Origin of the sequence: Massilia sp. LMS1-1-1.1 (genome assembly GCF_040815535.1) — a bacterium.
Taxonomy (GTDB): domain Bacteria; phylum Pseudomonadota; class Gammaproteobacteria; order Burkholderiales; family Burkholderiaceae_D; genus Janthinobacterium; species Janthinobacterium aestuarii.
Genome location: NZ_JBFPNG010000001.1, coordinates 178,874 through 200,597, shown reverse-complemented (window position 1 = coordinate 200,597; position 21,724 = coordinate 178,874). Strand labels below are relative to the sequence as shown.

Annotated in this window: 20 protein-coding genes; 11 read left to right on the top strand and 9 right to left on the bottom strand. The window is 64.1% G+C overall.

Annotated features, from left to right (window positions below; translation table 11 throughout):
• Nucleotides 1–79 precede the first annotated feature (79 nt).
• Both MRBLMS1_RS00980 and MRBLMS1_RS00975 read left to right on the top strand, forming a co-directional pair.
• Entirely contained in the window at nt 80–532 is a 453-nt protein-coding gene (locus MRBLMS1_RS00980; RefSeq protein WP_485877225.1) for an RrF2 family transcriptional regulator, read from the top strand.
• On the top strand, nt 519–1,514 hold the full coding sequence (locus MRBLMS1_RS00975; protein ID WP_485877224.1) for an NAD(P)/FAD-dependent oxidoreductase: 996 nt from the start codon (nt 519–521) through the stop codon (nt 1,512–1,514). Before MRBLMS1_RS00980 ends, MRBLMS1_RS00975 begins: the two co-directional genes overlap by 14 nt.
• Here MRBLMS1_RS00975 and MRBLMS1_RS00970 read toward each other — a convergent pair.
• On the bottom strand, nt 1,442–2,209 hold the full coding sequence (locus MRBLMS1_RS00970) for an SDR family oxidoreductase (RefSeq protein ID WP_485877223.1): 768 nt from the start codon (nt 2,207–2,209) through the stop codon (nt 1,442–1,444). The two genes, MRBLMS1_RS00975 and MRBLMS1_RS00970, sit on opposite strands and share 73 nt — an antisense overlap.
• A gap of 123 nt (nt 2,210–2,332) precedes the next feature.
• Between MRBLMS1_RS00970 and MRBLMS1_RS00965 the strand changes: the two genes are divergently transcribed.
• Entirely contained in the window at nt 2,333–3,256 is a 924-nt protein-coding gene (locus tag MRBLMS1_RS00965) for a LysR family transcriptional regulator (protein ID WP_485877221.1), read from the top strand.
• A gap of 15 nt (nt 3,257–3,271) precedes the next feature.
• On the top strand, nt 3,272–4,024 hold the full coding sequence (locus MRBLMS1_RS00960) for a DUF4303 domain-containing protein (RefSeq protein WP_485877220.1): 753 nt from the start codon (nt 3,272–3,274) through the stop codon (nt 4,022–4,024).
• Nucleotides 4,025–4,027: 3 nt separating this feature from the next.
• Here MRBLMS1_RS00960 and MRBLMS1_RS00955 read toward each other — a convergent pair whose 3' ends face one another.
• From MRBLMS1_RS00955 to MRBLMS1_RS00925, 7 genes are all read right to left on the bottom strand, one after another.
• Nucleotides 4,028–5,149 carry a metallophosphoesterase gene (locus MRBLMS1_RS00955; RefSeq protein ID WP_485877218.1) on the bottom strand — a complete coding sequence of 374 codons (1,122 nt, stop codon included), beginning with the start codon at nt 5,147–5,149 and terminating at the stop codon, nt 4,028–4,030.
• A 71-nt stretch (nt 5,150–5,220) separates the two neighbouring features.
• Complete coding sequence (locus tag MRBLMS1_RS00950) at nt 5,221–6,735, bottom strand: ATP-binding response regulator (RefSeq protein WP_485877217.1); 1,515 nt, start codon at nt 6,733–6,735, stop codon at nt 5,221–5,223.
• Nucleotides 6,722–8,545, bottom strand: a complete 1,824-nt coding sequence (locus MRBLMS1_RS00945; RefSeq protein ID WP_128143064.1) for an ATP-binding protein — start codon at nt 8,543–8,545, stop codon at nt 6,722–6,724. The genes MRBLMS1_RS00950 and MRBLMS1_RS00945 overlap by 14 nt, the downstream gene beginning before the upstream one ends.
• Nucleotides 8,542–9,627, bottom strand: a complete 1,086-nt coding sequence (locus MRBLMS1_RS00940) for an ATP-binding SpoIIE family protein phosphatase (RefSeq protein WP_485877215.1) — start codon at nt 9,625–9,627, stop codon at nt 8,542–8,544. Before MRBLMS1_RS00940 ends, MRBLMS1_RS00945 begins: the two co-directional genes overlap by 4 nt.
• Nucleotides 9,624–10,070 carry an ATP-binding protein gene (locus tag MRBLMS1_RS00935; protein WP_051991706.1) on the bottom strand — a complete coding sequence of 149 codons (447 nt, stop codon included), beginning with the start codon at nt 10,068–10,070 and terminating at the stop codon, nt 9,624–9,626. The genes MRBLMS1_RS00940 and MRBLMS1_RS00935 overlap by 4 nt, the downstream gene beginning before the upstream one ends.
• A gap of 10 nt (nt 10,071–10,080) precedes the next feature.
• Entirely contained in the window at nt 10,081–10,443 is a 363-nt protein-coding gene (locus MRBLMS1_RS00930) for an STAS domain-containing protein (protein ID WP_034755734.1), read from the bottom strand.
• A gap of 7 nt (nt 10,444–10,450) precedes the next feature.
• Nucleotides 10,451–11,335: an STAS domain-containing protein gene (locus MRBLMS1_RS00925; RefSeq protein ID WP_485877212.1), complete on the bottom strand. Its 885-nt coding sequence runs from the start codon at nt 11,333–11,335 to the stop codon at nt 10,451–10,453.
• 219 nt (nt 11,336–11,554) lie between these two features.
• Between MRBLMS1_RS00925 and MRBLMS1_RS00920 the strand changes: the two genes are divergently transcribed.
• The 4 genes from MRBLMS1_RS00920 (at nt 11,555) to MRBLMS1_RS00905 (ending at nt 15,300) form a co-directional block, all read left to right on the top strand.
• Complete coding sequence (locus MRBLMS1_RS00920; RefSeq protein WP_485877210.1) at nt 11,555–11,968, top strand: hemerythrin domain-containing protein; 414 nt, start codon at nt 11,555–11,557, stop codon at nt 11,966–11,968.
• 33 nt (nt 11,969–12,001) lie between these two features.
• Nucleotides 12,002–13,183, top strand: a complete 1,182-nt coding sequence (hmpA, locus tag MRBLMS1_RS00915) for an NO-inducible flavohemoprotein (RefSeq protein ID WP_485877208.1) — start codon at nt 12,002–12,004, stop codon at nt 13,181–13,183.
• Nucleotides 13,184–13,312: 129 nt separating this feature from the next.
• Nucleotides 13,313–13,621: a DUF485 domain-containing protein gene (locus MRBLMS1_RS00910; protein ID WP_034755744.1), complete on the top strand. Its 309-nt coding sequence runs from the start codon at nt 13,313–13,315 to the stop codon at nt 13,619–13,621.
• Entirely contained in the window at nt 13,618–15,300 is a 1,683-nt protein-coding gene (locus tag MRBLMS1_RS00905; RefSeq protein WP_128143068.1) for a cation acetate symporter, read from the top strand. The genes MRBLMS1_RS00910 and MRBLMS1_RS00905 overlap by 4 nt, the downstream gene beginning before the upstream one ends.
• A gap of 64 nt (nt 15,301–15,364) precedes the next feature.
• On the opposite strand, the gene MRBLMS1_RS00900 is transcribed toward MRBLMS1_RS00905, so the two are convergent.
• On the bottom strand, nt 15,365–15,820 hold the full coding sequence (locus tag MRBLMS1_RS00900; protein WP_485877205.1) for an RrF2 family transcriptional regulator: 456 nt from the start codon (nt 15,818–15,820) through the stop codon (nt 15,365–15,367).
• Between the two features lie 463 nt (nt 15,821–16,283).
• Between MRBLMS1_RS00900 and ppc the strand changes: the two genes are divergently transcribed.
• The 3 genes from ppc (at nt 16,284) to pyk (ending at nt 21,705) form a co-directional block, all read left to right on the top strand.
• Entirely contained in the window at nt 16,284–19,037 is a 2,754-nt protein-coding gene (gene ppc, locus MRBLMS1_RS00895) for a phosphoenolpyruvate carboxylase (RefSeq protein ID WP_485877203.1), read from the top strand.
• A gap of 110 nt (nt 19,038–19,147) precedes the next feature.
• Nucleotides 19,148–20,158: a type I glyceraldehyde-3-phosphate dehydrogenase gene (gene gap, locus MRBLMS1_RS00890; RefSeq protein ID WP_092708981.1), complete on the top strand. Its 1,011-nt coding sequence runs from the start codon at nt 19,148–19,150 to the stop codon at nt 20,156–20,158.
• 86 nt (nt 20,159–20,244) lie between these two features.
• Nucleotides 20,245–21,705 carry a pyruvate kinase gene (gene pyk / locus MRBLMS1_RS00885; RefSeq protein WP_314629563.1) on the top strand — a complete coding sequence of 487 codons (1,461 nt, stop codon included), beginning with the start codon at nt 20,245–20,247 and terminating at the stop codon, nt 21,703–21,705.
• The last annotated feature ends 19 nt before the right edge of the window (nt 21,706–21,724 follow it).

The following is a 21,724-nucleotide window of genomic DNA, read 5'->3' as shown; positions in this document are numbered from 1 at the left end:
GACAAGGTCTGACCCTTTTTTTATGCAGGATTTTGCAACTGGTTTGCATTTGCGTGAATTATGTACTATCATTAGTTACATGAGACGCGACAGCAAACTATCATCGATCCTCCATGTGCTGCTGCACATGGCCCATGCGGGACGCCCGATGACGTCCGAGGAACTCTCCGGCTACCTGGACACCAACCCCGTGCTGGTGCGGCGCGTGATGGCCGGCCTGCGCGAGCGCGGCTACGTGGCGTCGGACAAGGGCCATGGCGGCGGCTGGCGCATCGTCTGCGACCTGCACAAGGTAACCCTGCAAGATATCTACGTGGCCGTGGGATCGCCCACCATCTTCGCCATGGGCAACCGCGTCGATCAGCCGGGCTGCCTGGTCGAGCAGGTGGTCAACCAGTCGCTGGCCGGCGCCTTCGACGAAGCCGAGGCGCTGCTGATCCGGCGCCTTGGCGCCGTCACCCTGGCCGACCTGGCCGACCGTTTCAGCCAACAATACGCCACACACAAAGGAGCACCGCATGCACATTCCTGAATCGCCTGGCATTCCGTTCGATGCCATCATCATCGGCGGCAGCTACGCGGGCCTGTCCGCCGCCACGCAACTGGCGCGCGCCCGCCGCCGCGTGCTGGTGATCGACGGCGGCCAGCGCCGTAACCGCTACGCCAGCCATTCCCACGGTTTCCTGACCCAGGACGGCAGCGGCACGGCCGCCATCGCGGCCGAAGGCAAGGCGCAGCTGATGGCGTATGCCACCGTCACCTGGCTGGACGGCATGGCCGTGCAGGCGGCGGCCAGCGGCGATGGCGATGGCGATGGTTTTGATGTGACCCTGGCGGATGGCCATGTCGTCCACGGCCGCCGCCTCGTGCTGGCCACCGGCGTGATCGACGAACTGCCGCCCGTCGACGGCCTGGCCGAGCGCTGGGGCGGCAGCGTCTTTCACTGCCCGTATTGCCACGGCTATGAACTGGAGCAGGGCGCCATCGGCGTGCTGGCCACCGGCCCCTTGTCCATGCACCATGCCTTGATGCTGCCCGACTGGGGCACGGTCACTTTTTTCCTCAATGGCGCGTTCGAGCCCGATGCGGCGCAGCTGGCGCAACTGGAGGCACGCGGCGTAACTTTGGTGCGCACGCCAGTGGCGCGGATCGACGCGGTGGCCGACGTGGTCACGGCGGACGGCAGCCGCCACGCGATGGCCGGCCTGTTCGTGGCGACCCGCACCCGCCTGGCCAGTTCCCTGGCCGGCGAATTGGGCTGCGCGCTGGAAGATGGGCCCATGGGACCGTTCGTGCGCACCGACGAGCAAAAGGCCAGCAGCGTGCCTGGTGTCTTTTGCTGCGGTGACGCGGGCCGCATGGCCGGCAGCGTGGCGTTTGCGGTGGCCGATGGCGCCATGGCGGGCGTGGCGGCGCACCGCTCGCTGATGTTCGGACTCGATCAGGCGGCAAAACCACCATCGATCTTCAGTCCCGCGCCCGTGACGAACGCCGCTTCCGCGCTGGCCAGGTAAGCGACCATGCCGGCGATTTCATCGGCCGTGCCGTGGCGGGGCAGGGCCATCAGGCCGTGCATCAGGTCGGCGAAGTCGCCCGTCGGCGGATTCATGTCCGTGGCGACGGGGCCCGGTTCCACGTTGTTGATGGTGATGCCGCGCGGGCCCAGGTCGCGCGACAGGCCTTGCGTCAGGCCGCTCAGCGCCGACTTGCTCATGGCGTAGGCGGCCGCGCCGCCGAACGGCATGCGGTGCGCATTCGTGCTGCCGATGTTGATGATGCGCCCGCCCGTGGGCATGTGCGCCACGGCCGCCTTGATGGCGACGAAGACGGCGCGCACGTTGACGTTCAAGGTCTTGTCGAAGTCTTCCAGCGAAAAGTCGTCGATGGCGCCGGGCAGGAAGACGCCCGCATTGTTGACGAGGATGTCGACACGGCCAAACTGCGCCGCCACCTTGGCTATGGCGGCCGTCAGGGCGGTGGCGTTGGCCGCATCGGCCTGCACGCCCAAGGCCTTGCCGCCGGCCGCTTCCACCTTGGCGGCCAGCGCCTGCGCTTCGGCGGCGGAACTTTGATAGGTGAAGACGACGTTGGCGCCCTGGCTGGCAAGGCGGCGCACGATGGCGGCGCCGATGCCGCGCGAGCCGCCCGTCACGAACGCGATCTTGTCTTGCAGTGGCAAAGAGGTGCTGGTGGTGGCTTGGGTTTGCATGATGAGCTTTCTGAGTGGGGAGTCGAGGAATTCAGTATCTGCCTTTCATTCCTGCCGCGCTAGCCATGAATCGCTACAATCACTTTCAACCTTGAGTATCAAATGAGCGGGTAGAATACAGGCATGGACGCCCTCAATCACTTGCAATCGTTTGTGCTGTCTGCCGAGCTGGGCAGCTTTTCGGCAGCCGCGCGCCGCCTGGGGCTGACGCCGGCCGCCGTCAGCAAGAACGTGGCGCGGCTGGAAGCGAGCCTGGGGCTGCGGCTGTTCCAGCGCAGCACGCGCCGGCTGACCTTGACGGAAGGGGGCGAACGTTTCCTGCAGCAGATAGGCGGCGCCCTGTCCACCTTGCGCGAAGCGATCGCCGGCGTGGCCGAAGAGGGCGGCCAGCCGGCCGGCATACTGAAAATCAGCATGGCGCCATCGTTCGGGCGCAGCTACGTGGTGCCGCTGCTGGGCGACTTCATCGCCCGCTACCCTGGCGTCATCCCCGACTGCCATTTCGACAACAGGCAAGTGGACCTGATCGGCGAAGGTTTTGACGTGGCCATCGGCGGTGGCATCGAATTGACGCCGGGCGTGGTGGCGCGCGAACTGGGCCACGCCCACATCGTCGCCACGGCGTCGCCCGCCTTCATGCGGGGCAAAACCATGCCCGTGCATCCTTCGGATCTGGCCCAATTCGACGGCGTGGCGCGCCGCTCGGCCGGCAGCGGCAGATTGCGCAGCTGGATACTGCGCGACGGCGTGGGCGGCGAAGGCGTGGCCGAATACCGTCCGCGCGCCATCTTCGACGATCCGGAAGCGATGGCGCAGGCGGCTATTCTCGGCGTTGGCGTGGCGCTGCTGCCCATGCCGCATGCGCTGGCCCATTTGCGCAGCGGCGCCCTGGTCCGGCTGCTGCCCGGCTGGCATGCCGATTCCGGTCCTCTGTCCGTGTACTATCCGAGCAAGAAGCTGCTGCCCGCAAAGACGCGCGTGTTCGTCGATTTTTTGCTGGAGCAGTTCCGCCAGCGCGATTTCGCCGCGCAGATGCGGCCCGATTAACCGATGAAAAATCGTATGCCTGATAACTACAGCCTGTTTTATATCTTTGAAAACGATCAGCCAGCCCGCTTCCAGGAAGCGCGTGTCTTTGGCACGACCGTGTGGACGGCCAGCGGCGCGGCCATGACCTGGGGCGAAGAGACGCGTGCACAGTACGCCAGCGTATCCGAGGCGCAGGCCGCCTACGCCGCCCGGTGCCAGGCTGCGCAGACCGATGGTTATACCCTGGCGCGCGCCATGCTCATCGACCCGGCCGTCTTTGATTTCGCTCTGCTGCACACCCTGGTGGCGGACGCCGCGCGCCGTGCTTTCGCTGCCGTGCGCCGTCTGCATCCCGATCAGCACATCGACGCTTTTGCGCTCGTCAGCGACGACAGCGCCATGACCATCGGCCCGGCGGCCAACAGCCGCGAAGCGCTGGCCGCCTCGGAATATGGTGAAGAGATGTTGTGGAATCCGGCCGAATGGGCGTTTGATGACGGGGTCGCGTATTTCGACAGCGCCTACCGATTGCTGCTGCAGGCGCACCGCGATTTGCCGTTCGACGTCGATTTCGACACCTTCCGCAGCGGCGTGTTCGACGCCTGCATCGCGGCGCTGGCGCAGCTCGATGCCGAAGGCTGTTTTGGCGCGGGCGCGCAGCGCGACGAATTCGTGCTGCTGTTCGAGGTCAGCGACAGTGAGCAGGTGGAAGGCGCGATGGAACGCTTGAATCCGCCGGCCGTGGTGGCGCGTTTCGCGGCGTGGATGGCCAGCTGGGCGGACTAGGTTCTACGCCGCCACCAGCCTCAGTCTCGTGATTTCCGCCGGCGCGCCGATGCGCTTCGGCGGCCCCCAGTAACCGGTACCGCGGCTCACGTAAATCCACAAACGGCCTTGCCGGTGCAGGCCCGCCACATAGGGCTGCTGCAGCGGCACGAACAGATTCCAGGGCCAGAATTGTCCGCCGTGCGTGTGGCCCGACAGTTGCAGGTCGTAGCCGGCCGCTTCGGCTTCGGGCGCGCTGCGCGGCTGGTGTGCCAGCAGAATGCGGGGGATATCGGCGGGTGCGCCGGAGATGGCCGCTTGCGGGTCGCTTTTCTGAGCAGGGTCGAAACTGGCCGCGTTGAAATCGGTGACGCCGGCCAGGGCCAGGCGCGCGCCGTCGTGTTCGAGCACCGTGTGCTCGTTCATCAGTACGCGCAAGCCCAGGCGGCGGAACTCCGCCACCCACGGTGCGGCGCCCGAATAGTATTCGTGGTTGCCCGTGACGAGGAAGACGCCATGGCGCGCGCGCAGCTCGCCCAGCGGCGCCGTATGGCTGCCCAATTGCGTCACCGTGCCGTCGACCACGTCGCCCGTGATGGCGATGATGTCCGCTTGCAGGCCGTTGGCGCGCGCGACGATGGCTTCCACGTAGGCGCGCTTGATGGTGGCGCCCACGTGGATGTCGCTCAGCTGCACGATGGTCAAACCGTGCAAGGCGGCCGGCAGGCCGGCGATGGGCACCGTCACTTCGCGCACGCGCGCCACCCTGCGGGCGTTGACGAAACCGATGGCGGCGGCCAGCAGGGCCAGGAGCAGCACAAGCACGGCGGACGCCTGCGCGTGCGTGCGGGCGGCGGGAATCAGCATCAGCAACTCGCGCAGCACGGTCAGCACGAACAGCGAGGAAAAAAAGCCCATGCACAGCGAGCCGGCCCAGCTCAAACGGTCGGCCAGGCGCGCATCGTTGGTGACGGCGCGGGCGAAGATGGTCATCGGCATGAGCATGGTCGAGGCCAGCAAGACGGCGCCGCCCAGCAGCCAGCCGGCCAGACCGACAGGCAGGGCAGGCAGCAGCAGCCAGCCCAGCAGGGCGTGCAGGGCGCCCAGTATCATGGTGATGCGCAGCAGCGGCGTGCGGGTTTTCATGGCGTGATTCCAGTGGTGAGGCGGCCGCCGATTATAGCGGACGCCCTGGCAACACGCAGCCGCCACCGCGCTCACGGTGCGATATGCAGTCCCAGCATGGCCAGCTTGCCGAAATCGACAGGCTTGGCGAAGTGTTCATTGAAACCCGATGCCAGGGCCGCCTGCCGGTCGTGTTCCTGGCCATAGCCGGTCAGCGCCACGAGCAGGAACTGCTGCGGTATCGGCAGCTGGCGCATTTTGACGGCCACGTCGTAGCCGCTCATGTCGGGCAGGCCGATGTCGAGAAAGACGATGTCGGGCTTGAATTCCAGGGTGCGCTCGGTCGCCTGCGTGCCCGTGTAGGCTGTGCGCACCGTGTGGCCGTACATTTCCAGCAATTCGGCCAGGGTGTCGGCCGCATCGCAGTTGTCGTCGACGACGAGGATGCGCTGGCTGCCGCCGGCGGCCGCTTCCGGCACTGGCGCGGCCGGCTGCGGCAGGTTGGCGTCGAGCGGCAGGATGACTTCGAAGGTGCTGCCCAGTCCCACGCCGGGGCTGTGCACGCTGACCTGGCCGCCATGCAAGGTCACCAGGTTGCGCACCAGCGACAGGCCGATGCCCAGGCCGTCCTGCACCCGGTCGGGCGAATGGCCGCTCTGCTCGAACAGGCCGAAGATGCTGTCGATGCTGGCGGCGGCGATGCCGATGCCGTTGTCGCTCAGGCGGATGCGCACGTTGTCTCCTTCGCGCACGGCGGTGATGGCGATGCGCCCGCCCGGCGCCGTGAACTTGGCCGCGTTGAGCAGCAGGTTGGCGACGATCTGCGACAGGCGCACGGCGTCGCCGCAGACCCACAGTTCTTCCTTGGGCAGGTTCACGTCCAGCGCATGGCCGCGCGCTTCGACGCTGTGCGAGCTCGTTTCCAGCGCGCTGCGGATCACGCTGGCCAGGCTCACGCTTTCCCATTGCAGCGAGATTTTGCCCTGCGAGATGCGCGACACGTCGAGCAGGTCGTCGACCAGGCGCACCAGGTGGTCGGTGTGCCGCCCGATGGTGCGGCGCGCGTTGTCCTGCACGGCCGGCACGACGGGGTCGAGCTTGCACAGCAGGGCCAGCGCCGTGCGGATGGGGCCCAGCGGGTTGCGCAATTCGTGCGCCAGGGTGGCCAGGAATTCATCCTTGCGGCGGTCCACGTCGCGCAGCGCGCGCTCGACTCTTCCCAGGCGCAGCAGCGCCTTGACGTTGGCGATCAGTTCATCGGCCTCGATCGGCTCGACCAGGTAATTGTCGGCGCCGCCGTCGAGGGCGCGGATCTTGTCGGCCGTGCCGATGCAGGAAGCGGACGTCTGCAGCACCAGGATGGTGTTCGTCTCGGCGCCGCCCTTCAGTTGGCGGCACACTTCCAGGCCGTTGATGTCGGGCAGCTTGACGTCGAGGAGGATCAGGTTGGGGCGGTCCTGGCGGGCGCGCAGCAACGCGTCGCCGCCGTTCGACGCTTCGATGACCTTGAAGCCGGCGCGTTTGAGGATGCGCGATTTGGCGTAGCGTGCGCCGTCGCTGTCATCGACGTTCAGGATCAGAGCATCGCTGTTGTTATCCGGTAGCATGCGCATTGTCCCATATGGTTGTGCCTTGCGGCGGAGCCGGCTCCTGCCGGTGATGTGTGTTGCCGATCAGCGCGCGCAGGGTCGCCAGCAATTGCTGGCGCGACAGCGGCTTGATGTAGTAGGCCTCGGCGCCCAGGGCCAGGCCCTTGCGCACATCGTCGATCTCGGTGGCGACGATGACGGGCACCTGGCGCCGCAGCGGGTCGTTTTTCAGCTCGGCCAGCCAGTGCCAGGCCGTTTCGCCGTGCAGCAGGATGTCGAGGATGACGGCGGCGGGGCGCTGCTGTTCCCAGCGCTCCTGCGCTTCGCGCACGCTGCGCGCGGGAACTACGCGAAATTCGCTGCCGGCCAAAAATTTTTCATACAGCAGGCGCACGGGCGGATTGTCTTCCACCACCAGCACGGCGACGCGCTGGTCGTTGCCATTGTCGTTGGCCGGCGCGCATGGCGGCAGGCTGCCTTCGGGCGCATGGTAGCTGGTGGGCAGGACGACGGAAAACAGCGAACCGCGGCCCGGCGTGCTTTCCACGGACACCGTGCCATTGAGCAAGGTGGCCAGGTTGCGGCACAGGGGCAGGCCCAGGCCCGTGCCCTTGACCTTGCGCTGCATGTGGTTTTCCACCTGGCTGAATTCCTCGAAGATCAGCTGCACGTCTTCGGCATCGATGCCCAGGCCCGTGTCGGAGACGGAAAAGCGGATGGCGTCCTGCTCCGGCAAGGGCGTGGCGCTGACGACGATGGCGCCGGCCTCGGTGAATTTGAGGGCGTTGGAGATGAAATTGCGCAGGATTTGCGACAGCTTGCCTTCATCCGTGTGGATGTGCAGCGCCGGGTCGGGGTCGATGAAGGTCAGGGTGAGCGTATCGGACACCAGCAGCGGGCGCAGCATGCCGCGTAGGGCGCTGAACAGGTCGGCCACCTGGAAGCTGTTGGCGTGCACGTCGACCTTGCCCGCTTCGATCTTGGCCAGGTCCAGCAGGTCGTTGACCAGGTCGCTCAGGCTGACGGCGCTTTGCAGGATGAACATCACCTGCTTTTCCTGTTCTTCCGACAGCTCGCCGTCGATGCGGTCGAGCAGCAGCTTGGACAGGGCGCGGATGGAGCTGAGCGGGGTGCGGAATTCATGGCTCATGTTCGACAGGAAGCGCGATTTCATCTGGTCGGCGCGGCGCAGGTGGTCGGCTTTTTCGTCGAGTTCCGCGAACAGCGCCACCACACCGCGGTTGGTGTCTTCCAGTTCGCGCGTCAGCTGCAGCAGGTCGTCCTGGCGCGTCTTCAGTTCGGCCAGGGTGGTCAAAAGCTCGCGGTTCTGTTGCTGCACTTCGGACAGCGTGATATCCGAAGGCAGCGCCTGCAGGCTGCCGGACAGCGTGCCGATCATGCTCCCGTCGAGCAGGCGCGCGTCGCGCGGGAACAGTTTGTGCAGCGTGATCTGCGTGCCTTCGCCGGGCGTGCTGTGGATATGGCAGCGGTCCATCAGGCGCTGGGCGCCCAGGATGCCCAGGCCCATGCCCGTGGGCGAGCGGTAGGTGCCGGCCAATATCTTGTCGAGCTGCGCGATGCCGGGGCCCTGGTCCTCGATGCGGATGCTGAGCACCTGCGGCGCCGTCTGGCCATCGATGGCGAAATGCACCTTGCCGCTGCCGGCGTAGTTATAGACGTTGCGCGCCAGTTCCGACACGGCCGTGGCGATGCGCACCTGGTCCTGCACGCCGAAGCCGCACAGGGCGGCGATCTGCCGCGCGCGCTGGCGAGCGCCCACCACATCGAGTTCGCTGCCGATATGGGCCGTCAATATGCGTTGCGTCATGCTGTTTCGCTCCTTTCCGCGGTGACGGCCTGGCATTCCTCATGTTCGCGCAGCACCACCACCGTGACGTCGTCGCGCCCGCGCGCAAAATCGCGGTACAGCACGGCGGCGACGAGGCTGGGGTGGCATTGCGCCAGGCCCGGATACTGTTCCAGGTCCCAGCGCGTGTGCAAGCCGTCCGAGTGCATGATCAAGGTCGTGCCCAGCTGCCACGGATAGCAGAACTCTTGCACCTTGCGCAGGTTGCTGCCGACGATGCCGTTATGCGACAGCAGATGCCGGCGCTGCTGCGCATCGAAGGCGCAGGCGGCGATATTGCCCACGCCCGCATAGCGCAATTCGCGGCGCGCGCTGTCGATATGCGCCACGGCCATGGCCGCGCCGCGCGTCGTGCGCAGGGCGCCGTGGGCCAGTTCGATGAAGGGGGCGGGCAGGGGCGGCAAGCCGGGCGTGTCGGTTTCCAGCAGGGCGCTGGCGCGTTCCGAGGCGCGCGCCGCCAGCGGGCCGTGGCCCAGGCCATCGGCCACCATCAGGCTCAGTTCATGGCCTTCGCAGACCACGTTCCATGCGTCGCCGCACACCTGTTCCGAGGCCAGCGGCAGGCACACGGCGCCGATGCGCCAGTTCGGATGGGCGGGGATGGCGCTGCTGGCGTGCTGCCCCCAGACCACCACCATCAGCACCGTGCCCTTGCCGGGCGCCGTGTACAGGTCGAATTCCTGGCTCAGGCGGCGTATCGCGCCCAGCCCCACGCCGTAGGTGCCCGTGGTGGAATGGCCATCGGCCATGTGCTGGCGCACATTGGCCATGCCGGGGCCGTTGTCGATGGCCAGCATTTCAATGCCGCTGGTGCCGCCTCGCAGCACCTTGCGCAGCAGGATTTCGCCGCGCTGCGCGTGCTTGATGATGTTGGTCGCCGCTTCGCTGATGATGATGGCCAGCTGGCCCGTGCGCACGTCGTCGAAGCCGATGCGGCGCGCCAATTCGTTGCCGGCGCGGCGGGCCGCGGCGATCTCGCTCGGTTCGCCGATGGGAAAACTTCTTTGCCTGAGAATGTCAGGCTGTGGTTCCTGGTGGTTCAAAACAGCTTCCATTTCGCGATGGTGACGGTGGTGCCCGCGCCGGGCGCCGTGTCGATGTGAAATGCGTCGGCCAGGCGCTTGGCGCCACCCAGCCCCAGTCCCAGTCCGCCGCCGCTGGTGTAGCCATCGGTCAGCGCCAGGGGAATATCGTCGATGCCCGGTCCCGCATCGACAAAGCGCAGCTCCAGTCCCTGCCGCGCGCCATCGCAGACGCGCGCGATGCGCGCTTCGCCGCCGCCGCCGTAGCGCAGGGTGTTGCGCGCCAACTCGCTGGCCGCCGTGATGATCTTGGTTTGCTCGATCAGGCCAAACCCCATGGCGACCATGCTGTCGCGCACCTGCTTGCGCAAGCGCACGACGTCTTCGTCGCTGTGCAAAGGCAGGATCTGCTGCGTCTGCGGCCCTCCCGCCTGCGTCCGCTCCTGTGCCTGCGCGCCTAGCATGGCGCCCCCGTCATGCGCATGCGCCGCCCCGTTCCAGCATCTTGATGCCCAGCTCCACGTTGAGCGCCGTGCTCACGCCTTCCAGGGTCAGCCCCAGTTCCACCAGGGTGATGGCGACGGCTGGCTGCATGCCGACGACGACGGTGCGCGCGTCGAGGATTTTCGCCATCGCCGCCGTGTTGCTGATCATGCGGCCGATGAAGGAGTCGACGATGTCGAGCGCGGAAATGTCGATCAGCACGCCCGTGGCACGGTCCGTCACGATGCGGGTGGTCAGGTCGTCCTGCAAGGTCATCGCCAGGCGGTCGTGCATGTCCACCTGTATCGTCACCAGCAGCAGACGGCCCATGCGTAAAATGGGGATTCTTTCCATAGGCTCCTCAGTGTGATTGCTGCTGGTAGCTGATGCTGGAACCCGTGCGTTTCAGGGCCACGACGAAGGCGTCGGCCAGGGTGGCCTTGGTCATCACGTCTTCCAGGTTGACGCCCAGGTGCACGATGGTTTGCGCGATCTGCGGGCGGATGCCGCTGATGATGCAGTCGGCGCCCATCAGGCGCGCGGCGGCGATGGTTTTCAGCAGGTGCTGCGCCACCAGAGTGTCGACGGTGGGCACGCCCGTGATGTCGATGATGGCGATCAGCGCACCCGTATCGACGATCTTTTGCAGCAGGCTTTCCATCACCACCTGCGTGCGCGCGCTGTCGAGCGTGCCGATCAGGGGCAGGGCCAGCACGTTTTGCCACAGCTGCACCACGGGTGTGGACAGTTCCAGCAATTCCTGCTGCTGGCGCAGAATCACCTGTTCGCGCGCCTTCTGGTAGATGGCGATGGTCAGCAGGCCCAGTTCGTCGAACAATTTGCTGGTGCTGACGATGGCGTCACCCAGCTGCTCCGGCTGCGCCGTGATCGCCTTGCGCAGGTAGCCGAACAGCGGCTCCTTGAGGGAGAACATGAAGCTGGCTGTGTCGATCGGCGAATATCCCTGGCGCACGCGCGACTGCGATATTTCCGCGATCAGCTGGCGCGTATCGTCCCAGGTGCCGCCTTCGATGTCGAACGAGTCGCCGTTTTCCAGCGCGCCCGCCAGCAGCGGCAGGAATTGCGATGCCTGCTGGCGCAGCTCGTTTTCCGCGATCTTGTCACGACGCACCAGGCGGGCGATCAGGCCGGCCATCCAGCCGTCCAGCAGTTCCGTGTGGTGTTCGTTGATGATGGCGGCCAGTTGCTGCGCCTGGCCCGTGCCCGTTTTGTTTTTCATGCTCATCCTTGGCTGGAGTGGAGGGTGCGGCACGGCCGCAAACGGGCCCGCGCTGTGATGAGCAAATTATAGGCAGGCATCGCGGAAGCTTGTGTTCTGTGCCGCACATAGTGGTGCAATAGCTCGGCATTTCCGTCCGATACTTTTATAAATCAAAGATGCATGTAGTTTGCATGTTTAAATGAATTCCGCTACACTGGCAGCACTCAACAAGAGAAAAACGCCATGAATATCGACAAATTCAAACAGCAGCACCTGGCCATCCTGGCCGCCATAGATGACTTGCGCCAGCTGGCGCGCGGCGGTGTGGCCGCGCAGGCGCAGGCGATTGCCGAACAGATCATCGCCATGAGCGGCCTGATCAAGCTGCACCTGGCCGTCGAGCAGCGCTACCTGTATCCGGCCGCGCAAGCGTCCGGCGTGGCCAAGGTGGCCCAGCTGGGGCGCCAGTACGAGAACGAAATGCATGGCATCGCCGGCGCCTACCTCGATTTCGCCGGCCGCTGGAATACGCCCGTGCGCCTGGAAGCGGAACCGGAAGTCTTCCGCAGCGAAGCCAATACCGTGCTGCACGCGCTGTTCCAGCGCATGCGCCGCGAAGACCATGAGTTATACCCAGCTGTAGAGACGCTGGCCTGAGACCGCTTCCCCATATCCCCACAGGAGTTTTACATGCTGACCCAAGAACAACGCGCCATCATCACGGCCACCGTGCCCATCCTCGAGCAAGGCGGCGAAGCGCTGACGCGCCACTTCTACAAGAACCTGTTCCGCGACCATCCGGAAGTGCTGCCGTACTTTAACCAGGCGCACCAGCACAGCGGCGACCAGCAGCGCGCGCTGGCCAATGGCGTGCTGATGTATGCCAAGAATATCGACAAGCTTGCCGCGCTGGGCGACCTCGTGGCCACCATCGTCAACAAGCACGTGGCCTTGCAAATCCGTGCCGAGCACTATCCGCTCGTCGGTGCCAGCCTGCTGCAGGCGATACGCGAAGTGCTGGGCGCAGAGGTCGCCAGCGACGCCGTCATCGACGCCTGGGGCGCGGCCTACGGCCAGCTGGCCGACATCCTGGCCGGCGAAGAAGGGCGCATCTACAAGGCGCAGGCGGCCGCGCCGGGCGGCTGGAGCGGCGCGCGCGACTTTACCGTGCGCAGCAAGACGGTGGAAAGCGGCGAGATCACGTCCTTCCTGCTGGCGCCCGCCGATGGCCAGCCCGTGCTGGACTTCGCGCCAGGCCAGTATATCGGCGTGCTGGTCAACGTCGATGGCGTGCCCATGCGCCGCCAGTACTCGCTGTCGGCCGCCAGCAATGGCCAGACCTACCGCATCAGCGTCAAGCGCGAATCGGGCGGCAAGGTGTCGAACCATTTCCACGACCACGTGCAGGCGGGCGACACCGTACAGCTGACGCCGCCATCGGGCGACTTTGTGCTGAAAGACAGCGACAAACCGCTGGTGCTGATCAGCGGCGGCGTGGGCATCACGCCGACCCTGGCCATGCTGACGGCGGCCCTGCGCGGCAAGCGTCCCGTGCACTTCATCCACGCGGCGCGCAACCACGGCGTGCATGCGTTTCGCGCGCAGATCGACGAACTGGCCGCGCAGCACCCGCAGCTGCAGCGCTATTACTGCTATGCGGAACATGGCGGTGAACAACACGCGCCGGACGCCGTCGGCTTGCTTGATAAAGAGCAGCTGAATAACTGGCTGCCGGCCTCGCGCGACGTCGATGCCTATTTCCTGGGACCGCAGCCATTCATGCGGGCCGTCAAGCAGTACTTGCGCGAACTGGGCGTGCCGGAACAGCAGACGCACCATGAATTCTTCGGACCGGCTGCCGCCTTGAACTGATTTTTCTTCCTGCCTTGTGTTGTCTCCGCGAGAAAAAACGCTGCCGTAAGGGGCGGGTAAGCCTCGCGCTGTACTGTGAATCCAAGCTCGCACAAAAGAGCACGCTTTTACATAACAGGAGGCAACACAATGCATGACGATCTGGTTCAAAAAATCAAGAGCGACCCCAGCTATCATCAGCTGGTCAAGGTGCGTTCCCGCTTCGGCTGGGCGCTGACGGGCCTGATGATGCTCGTGTACTACGGCTACATCCTGCTCATCGCCTTCAACAAGGAATTCCTGGCCACGAAAACGGGCGCCGGCGTGATGACCTGGGGCATGCCGATCGGCCTGTTCGTCATCGTGTTTACCGTGCTCGTCACCGGCATCTATGTGCGCCGCGCCAACAAGCAATTCGACGACCTGAGCAACGCCATCCAGGCACGGGTGCAAGCATGAGCGCCGCCAAGCATGCGCTGCGCGGCGTGTCCTGCCTGAGCGTCCTGGCCCTGCTGGGTGCCAGCAACGCCGTGTTCGCGGCCGGCGCCGACCTGGGCCAGGCCGTCAAGCAACCGACCAACTGGACGGCGATCATCATGTTCGCCGCCTTCGTCATCTTCACCCTGTTCGTCACCAAGTGGGCGGCCGCGAAGACCAAGTCGGCCTCCGATTTCTACACGGCCGGCGGCGGCATCACGGGCTTCCAGAACGGCCTGGCCATCGCGGGCGACTATATGTCGGCCGCATCGTTTCTCGGCATTTCCGCCGCCGTCTTCCTGAACGGCTACGATGGCCTGATCTACGCCATCGGCTTTCTCGTCGGCTGGCCCGTCATCACCTTTTTGATGGCCGAGCGCCTGCGCAATCTGGGCCGCTTCACCTTTGCCGACGTGGCCGCCTACCGCTTCAAGCAGGCGCCGATCCGCATCTTTTCCGCGTCCGGCACCCTCGTCGTCGTGGCGTTCTACCTGATCGCGCAGATGGTGGGCGCGGGCCAGTTGATCAAGCTGCTGTTCGGCCTCGAATACTGGATCGCCGTCGTCCTCGTCGGTACATTGATGATGATTTACGTATTGTTCGGCGGCATGACGGCCACCACCTGGGTGCAGATCATCAAGGCCGTGATGCTGCTGGGTGGCGCCACCTTCATGGCCGTTGCCGTGCTGGCGCAATTCAACTTCAGCCCGGAAGCGCTGTTCGCCAAGTCGGTGGACGTGCACGCCACCAAGGAAGCCATCATGGGCCCAGGTTCCTTCATCAAGGACCCGATCTCGGCCATCTCGTTCGGCATGGCGCTGATGTTCGGCACGGCCGGCCTGCCGCACATTTTGATGCGTTTCTTCACGGTGCCGAGCGCCAAGGAAGCGCGCAAATCCGTGTTCTGGGCCACCACCTGGATCGCTTATTTCTACATCCTGACCTTCATCATCGGTTTTGGTGCCATCGTGCTGGTGAGCACCAATCCCGAGTTCAAGGATGCTGCCGGCAAGCTGCTGGGCGGTAACAACATGGCGGCCGTACACCTGGCCAAGGCCGTGGGCGGCAACGTCTTCCTCGGCTTCATGTCGGCAGTCGCGTTCGCCACCATCCTCGCTGTCGTGGCGGGCTTGACCCTGTCGGGCGCGTCGGCCGTGTCGCACGATCTGTACGCCACCGTCATCAAGAAGGGCAAGGCCACGGGCGCCAACGAATTGAAAGTGTCGCGCGTGACGACGATCGTGCTGGGCATTATCGCCGTGGTGCTGGGCATCGCCTTTGAAAAGCAGAACATCGCCTTCATGGTGTCGCTGGCATTCGCCATTGCCGCTTCGGCCAACTTCCCCGTGCTGTTCATGTCGGTGCTGTGGAAGGATTGCACGACGCGGGGCGCCACCATCGGCGGCTTCCTCGGCTTGACCACGGCCGTCGCGCTGACGGTGGTGTCGAAGTCCGTGTGGGTCGACGTGCTCGGCCATGGCGAAGCGCTGTTCCCTTACGCCTCGCCGGCGCTGTTCTCGATGACGGCCGGCTTCGTCGGCATCTGGCTGTTCTCGGTGCTCGACAAGAGCCCCCGCGCGCGCATCGACCGCGCCGGCTACGAAGCGCAGCAAATGCGTTCGGAGACGGGCATCGGCGCGGCAGGCGCCAGCGCGCATTGATGTTTTAGATAGTCGCTGCAGGAAACAATGCCCGGTTCGCCGGGCATTGTTGTTTTTGGCGCGCTTACTTTGCCACGCGCAGGGGGATCACGCCGGCCGCCAGCGCCGACGTGCCCGGCGTCGCTTCGAGTATCGACGCCAGGGTCACCGTGTCGAGCACGGCAAGGAAGGCGGCCGTGGCCTGGCCCAGCTTGGCTTTCAGCAGGCAATCGGGTGTCAGCGGGCAGGTATTGTTTTCCTTGTTAAAACATTCCGCCATGAAAAAATCGTTTTCCGTCTCGCGCACGACGGTGCCGATATTGATCTCGGCCGGATCGCGCGCCAGACGCAGGCCGCCATTGCGCCCGCGTACCGTTTCCACGATGCCTGACAGGCCCAGCTGGTGCACCACCTTCATCAAATGATTTTTCGAGATGGCATGCAGGTCGGCGATGTCCTGGATGGTCACGAGGCGGTCGCGGTGCACGCCCAGGTACATCAGGGTGCGCAGGGTGTAGTCGGTATAGGCAGTCAGTCGCATGGGAGTAGAGAGTAAACACCCGACAAAGCTACTGCGCGTCGCGATTTGCGGCCTGCGATGCTCACTGTGCATCCGCACAGCTGCGCTTCTCGGCCACAACTCTCATCCGCTCGCTACGTTTTTGTCAGGTGTGTGAAAGATGTGGATTACATCCTTGTTTCATCCGCAGCATACAGGAGAGTGCCGGTCGTGTGTGTTGCGCCGTCACTTTTCCGCCTCGAAAGACAAAAGTTGATTGCCTTTCGCCTAAATGCGTAGTAAATTTTCATATTGTTGCCCTGGCAAACAGCTCGCAAGCCCTTGTTGGCCCTTTGGATATGATTTTTATTGATGGAAATCAAGAGGATGGTGAAACAATAAGGTAAATTTACTACAAATTCGACGATGGGCGTTTCCCGGGCCGGGAAGCGCGAACTACGCAATCTGTGCGGTGCCGCCGTGGCCGCCCCAGGAAATACATACCATGCAAATGAATGAAGTGAAAGACGAGCTGCTGAGCAGCGATATCCGCCAGCTGGGCCGTCTGCTGGGCGACGCCATCCGCAACCATCTGGGCGACCCCGCCTTCGAGCGCATCGAACATGTGCGCCAGCTGGCCATCCGTTTCCGCCGCGACAATGATGAAGCGGCGCGCGCGCAGCTGTCGGACGCGCTGCAAGCGCTGTCACAGGAAGAAACCACGCAGTTGACGCGCGCTTTCAGCTATTTCTCGCTGCTGGCCAATATTGCGGAAGACCAGCACCACATCCGCCGCACGCGCGCCCACTTGATCGCCGGTTCGCCGCCGCGCCAGGGTAGCCTCAGCCATGCCGTCGGCAACGTGTTTGACGCGGGCAAGGCCGATGCATTGGAAACCTTCTTTGAAGATGCGTTCGTCAGCCCCGTCTTCACGGCGCATCCGACGGAAGTGCAGCGCAAGAGTATCCAGAATTGCCAGATGGCCATCGCCCGCCTGTTGAGCGAGCGCGACCGAGTGCAAATGACGCCGGAAGAAGCCGAGCAAAACGAAGAAGCGCTGGGCCGCGGCATTGTGACCTTGTGGCAGACGCGTTTGCTGCGTACGAGCAAGCTGTCCGTCATGGATGAAGTGGCCAATGGCCTGTCGTTCTACGACCACACGATCTTGCGCGAATTGCCGAAACTGTATTCTTCGCTGGAAACCATGCTGGCCCAGCGCGATGCCCGCTGGGAAGATGCGGAATTGCCGAATTTCATGAAAGTCGGCAGCTGGATAGGCGGCGACCGCGACGGCAACCCCTTCGTCACGGCCGACATCCTGCGCAGCACCCTGCAAACGCAGGCCGACAAGGTCCTCGACTTTTACCTCGGCGAATTGCGCAAGCTCGCTTCGCAACTGTCGCTGGCGCAAATACTGAACGCCTGCAGCGAGCCGCTGCGCGCGCTGGCCGAGCGCTCGGCCGATGCCTCGCCGCACCGCGTCGACGAGCCGTACCGCCGTGCCCTGCATGGCATCCATGCGCGTCTGGAAAACACGCGCGTGGTGCTTTCCGGCAAGGGCAAGCAAGCCGACGGCGTGCAGCCTTACGCTGCCGCTGTTGAACTACTGGCCGACCTGGACGTGGTCCAGCATTCGCTCGTCAGCAATGGCTTGCGCGCACTGGCCCGTGGCCGCTTGCGCCAGCTGCGCCGCGCCGTCAAGGTCTTCGGTTTTTCGCTGGCGCCGCTCGACTTGCGCCAGAATTCCGACGTGCATGAGCGTGTCGTGGGCGAACTGTTCGCGGGCGCCCAGCCGGGCCTCGTCTACCTGGACCTGGATGAAGAGCAGCGCATCAGCCTGCTGCTGGCCGAACTGGAATCGCCACGCCTGCTGACGTCGCCGTATGCGCAGTATTCGGAAGAAACCACGTCCGAACTCGACATCTTCCGCGCCGTGCGCGAAGCCCACGTCAAATACGGCCGTGAATCGGTGCCGAACTGCATCATCTCGAAGGCGGCCAGCGTGTCGGACTTGCTGGAAGTGGCCTTGCTGCTGAAAGAAGTGGGCTTGCTGCGCCAGGACAGCCGTGAAGTGGACGTCAACATCATCCCGCTGTTTGAAACGATCGACGACTTGCGCGCCGGCCCCGCCATCATGGCGCGCGCGTTCGGCTTGCCGTTCTACCGTGGCTTGCTTGCCTCGCGCGCGGACCAGCAGGAAGTCATGCTTGGCTACTCGGACAGCAACAAGGACGGCGGCTTCCTGACCTCCGGCTGGGAACTCTACAAGGCCGAGATCGAACTGGTGACCGTCTTCAAGGAGTATCAGATCAAGCTGCGCCTGTTCCACGGCCGCGGCGGTTCCGTGGGACGCGGCGGCGGACCCAGCTACGAAGCCATCCTGGCCCAGCCGGCAGGCGCCGTGCAGGGACAGATCCGGCTGACGGAGCAGGGCGAAGTCATCACGGCCAAGTATGCGAACCCGGAAGTGGGGCGCCGCAACCTGGAAGTGCTGGTGGCCGCCACCATCCAGTCGACCCTGCTGCCGCAGGCACAGTTGCAACCAAAGGCTTCGGCCGGTGCGGGCCATCTGGCCGCGATGGAAGAGCTGTCCGGCACGGCCCTGAACGCCTACCGCGACCTCGTGTATGGCACGGATGGCTTCGAGCAGTATTTCTGGGAATCGACGGTGATCGCGGAAATTGCCGCGCTAAACATCGGCAGCCGTCCCGCTTCGCGCAAGAAATCCACGTCCATCGAAGACTTGCGCGCCATTCCGTGGGTCTTGAGCTGGGCGCAATGCCGCTTGATGCTGCCGGGCTGGTTCGGTTTCGGTTCCGCCGTGCAAGCCTACCTGGCCGCCCATCCTGCCGATGGCGCGGACGTGCTGCGCGGCATGTACACGGACTGGCCATTCTTCACGTCCTTGCTGTCGAACATGGATATGGTGCTGGCCAAGAGCGACATCGCCATTGCCGGCAAGTATGCGGAACTGGTCAAGGACAAGGCCTTGCGCGATGCCATTTTTACCCGCATCCGCGCCGAATACGCGGCCACCCTGGACGCCTTGAAACTGATCACGGGCCAGGAAGAGCTGCAGCAAGCCAATCCGCTGATGCAGCGTTCGATACGCAACCGTTTCCCGTATATCGACCCGCTCAATCACGTGCAGGTGGAGCTGCTGAAGCGTTTCCGCGAGGGCAAGCAGGATGCGGCGGCGCGCACGGGGATCCATTTGTCGATCAATGGCATTGCGGCAGGGTTGCGGAATAGCGGTTAATGAAAATCAAGCTCAACAGCTAAAGCTGGGGTCGTACCCTCAGGGTACGATCCCGGTACTTGCACTTGGGTTGGCTTTACGAACTCAGCAGAAAACATCAAGGAGACAGCATGACCATCAAAGTTGCCATCAATGGCTATGGCCGCATCGGCCGCAACGTCTTGCGCGCGTTTTATGAAGGCGGCAAGCAGCAGGATATCGAAATCGTCGCCATCAACGACCTGGGCGACGCCAAGTCGAATGCGCATTTGACGCGCTACGACACGGTGCACGGCAAGTTTCCCGGCGTCGTGACCATCGACGGCGACAATATGCTCGTCAATGGCGATCGTATCCGCGTCTTCGCGCAGCGCGACCCGGCCCTGATTCCGTGGGGCGAGCTCGGCGTCGACGTGGTGCTCGAATGCACGGGTTTTTTCACGACCAAGGAAAAAGCGTCGGCCCACCTGAAGGGCGGAGCGAAAAAAGTCATCATTTCCGCGCCGGGAGGCAAGGACGTGGACGCCACCATTGTGTTCGGCGTCAACCAGCACGTGCTGAAAGCCACGGACACGGTCATCTCGAATGCCTCGTGCACGACGAATTGCCTCGCGCCGCTGGTCAAACCCCTCAACGACGCCATCGGCATCGAATCGGGCTTGATGACCACCGTGCACGCCTACACGAATGACCAGGTGCTGTCCGACGTGATGCATGAAGACTTGCGCCGTGCCCGTTCGGCTACGCATTCGATGATTCCCACCAAGACGGGCGCGGCTGCCGCCGTCGGCCTGGTCTTGCCGGAACTCAATGGCAAGCTCGATGGCTTTGCCATCCGCGTGCCGACGATCAACGTCTCGCTGGTCGACCTGTCGTTCATCGCCAAGCGCGATACGACGGTGGAAGAGGTGAATGCCCTGCTGAAAACGGCGTCGGAAGGCGCGTTGAAGGGCATCCTGACGTACCAGACGGAACCGCTCGTTTCCATCGATTTCAACCACAACCCGGCCTCGTCGAATTTCGATTCGACCCTGACCAAGGTCTCGGGCCGCCTCGTGAAAGTGTCGTCGTGGTACGACAACGAGTGGGGCTTCTCGAACCGCATGCTCGATACGACGGTCGCCCTGATGGCGGCCAAGTAAGAACGTAGTGCCGCTGATCCAGCGCACCAGGACGGCCGGCCCACAAGGCTGGCCCTTGTAGCAACTTATTTTAGAAAGCAGCAACCATGACCATGCAAGTACAGCAACGCGCCACCAAGATCGTTTCCACCATCGGCCCCGCTTCGAACGATATCGATACCCTGGTCCGCATGTTCAAGGCCGGCGTCGACGTCGTGCGCCTGAACTTTTCGCATGGCAAGGCGCAAGACCATATCGACCGCGCCCGCATGGTGCGCGAAGCGGCAGCCCTGTGCGGCCGCGAAGTGGCGATCATGGCCGACTTGCAAGGCCCGAAAATTCGCGTCGGCAAGTTTGAAGAAGGCAAGATTTTCCTGGAAAACGGCGCCAAGTTCATCCTCGACGCGAAATGGGGCGAGAACGGCGAACTGGGCAACATCGAGCGCTGCGGCCTCGACTACAAGGAATTGCCGCGCGACTTGCGCACGGCCGACGTGCTGCTGCTCAACGATGGCCTCATCGTGCTGACGGTCGACAAGGTCATCGGCAGCGAAATCCATACCACCGTCAAGATTGGCGGCGAGTTGTCGAACAACAAGGGCATCAACCGCCAGGGCGGCGGCTTGTCGGCGCCGGCGCTGACGGCGAAAGACATGGAAGACGTGAAAACGGCGATGAGCTTCCAGGCCGATTACGTGGCCGTGTCTTTCCCGAAAAACGCCACCGACATGGTCATGGCGCGCCAGCTGGCCAATATCGCCGGCGAAGCGTGGGACCACAAGCCGATGATGATCGCCAAGATTGAGCGTGCGGAAGCTATTCCTGCGTTGCAAGAAATTCTCGACGCGTCCGACGGCATCATGGTGGCCCGTGGCGACCTGGCCGTGGAAGTGGGCAATGCGGCCGTGCCGGCCTTGCAAAAGCGCATGATCAAGATGGCGCGCGCATCGAACAAGCTGGCGATCACGGCCACGCAGATGATGGAATCGATGATCGTCAACGCCGTGCCGACCCGCGCGGAAGTGTCCGACGTGGCGAATGCCGTGCTCGATGGCACGGACGCCGTCATGACGTCGGCGGAAACGGCCTCGGGACGCTATCCGATCGAGACGGTGGAAGCGATGGCCGCCATCTGCCTGGACGCAGAAAAGTGGGACACCTGCAAGCTGGACGCCGATTTCCTCAACGCCACGTTCTCGCGCATCGACCAGTCGATCGCCTACGGCGCCCTGTTTACGGCCCATCATCTGCGTGTAAAGGCCATCGCCACCCTGACGGAATCGGGCTCCACGGCCTTGTGGATGAGCCGCTGCAACATCGACATTCCGATCGTCGCCCTGACCCCGAGCGTGGGCACGCGCCGCAAGCTGGCCCTGTACCGCAACGTCAGCACCCTGGAGCTGACGTCCGGCACGGATCGCGACAAGGTCTTGCAGCAGGCGGAAGATTTGCTGGTGGAACATAAAGTCGTGGCCAAGGGCGACACCGTCGTGCTGACCTGGGGCGAGCCGATGGGCAAGGTTGGCGGCACGAACGCGCTGAAAATCATGAAGATCGGCCAGCACTGATCGTATTACGACCCTATCC

Bases quoted from the DNA above. Each gene is read 5' to 3' on its own strand.
- MRBLMS1_RS00980 (WP_485877225.1), top strand. From the start codon at position 80: ATGAGACGCGACAGCAAACTATCATCGATCCTCCATGTGCTGCTGCAC.
- MRBLMS1_RS00975 (WP_485877224.1), top strand. From the start codon at position 519: ATGCACATTCCTGAATCGCCTGGCATTCCGTTCGATGCCATCATCATC.
- MRBLMS1_RS00970 (WP_485877223.1), bottom strand. From the start codon at position 2,209: ATGCAAACCCAAGCCACCACCAGCACCTCTTTGCCACTGCAAGACAAG.
- MRBLMS1_RS00965 (WP_485877221.1), top strand. From the start codon at position 2,333: ATGGACGCCCTCAATCACTTGCAATCGTTTGTGCTGTCTGCCGAGCTG.
- MRBLMS1_RS00960 (WP_485877220.1), top strand. From the start codon at position 3,272: ATGCCTGATAACTACAGCCTGTTTTATATCTTTGAAAACGATCAGCCA.
- MRBLMS1_RS00955 (WP_485877218.1), bottom strand. From the start codon at position 5,149: ATGAAAACCCGCACGCCGCTGCTGCGCATCACCATGATACTGGGCGCC.
- MRBLMS1_RS00950 (WP_485877217.1), bottom strand. From the start codon at position 6,735: ATGCTACCGGATAACAACAGCGATGCTCTGATCCTGAACGTCGATGAC.
- MRBLMS1_RS00945 (WP_128143064.1), bottom strand. From the start codon at position 8,545: ATGACGCAACGCATATTGACGGCCCATATCGGCAGCGAACTCGATGTG.
- MRBLMS1_RS00935 (WP_051991706.1), bottom strand. From the start codon at position 10,070: ATGCTAGGCGCGCAGGCACAGGAGCGGACGCAGGCGGGAGGGCCGCAG.
- MRBLMS1_RS00930 (WP_034755734.1), bottom strand. From the start codon at position 10,443: ATGGAAAGAATCCCCATTTTACGCATGGGCCGTCTGCTGCTGGTGACG.
- MRBLMS1_RS00925 (WP_485877212.1), bottom strand. From the start codon at position 11,335: ATGAGCATGAAAAACAAAACGGGCACGGGCCAGGCGCAGCAACTGGCC.
- MRBLMS1_RS00920 (WP_485877210.1), top strand. From the start codon at position 11,555: ATGAATATCGACAAATTCAAACAGCAGCACCTGGCCATCCTGGCCGCC.
- hmpA (WP_485877208.1), top strand. From the start codon at position 12,002: ATGCTGACCCAAGAACAACGCGCCATCATCACGGCCACCGTGCCCATC.
- MRBLMS1_RS00910 (WP_034755744.1), top strand. From the start codon at position 13,313: ATGCATGACGATCTGGTTCAAAAAATCAAGAGCGACCCCAGCTATCAT.
- MRBLMS1_RS00905 (WP_128143068.1), top strand. From the start codon at position 13,618: ATGAGCGCCGCCAAGCATGCGCTGCGCGGCGTGTCCTGCCTGAGCGTC.
- MRBLMS1_RS00900 (WP_485877205.1), bottom strand. From the start codon at position 15,820: ATGCGACTGACTGCCTATACCGACTACACCCTGCGCACCCTGATGTAC.
- ppc (WP_485877203.1), top strand. From the start codon at position 16,284: ATGCAAATGAATGAAGTGAAAGACGAGCTGCTGAGCAGCGATATCCGC.
- gap (WP_092708981.1), top strand. From the start codon at position 19,148: ATGACCATCAAAGTTGCCATCAATGGCTATGGCCGCATCGGCCGCAAC.
- pyk (WP_314629563.1), top strand. From the start codon at position 20,245: ATGACCATGCAAGTACAGCAACGCGCCACCAAGATCGTTTCCACCATC.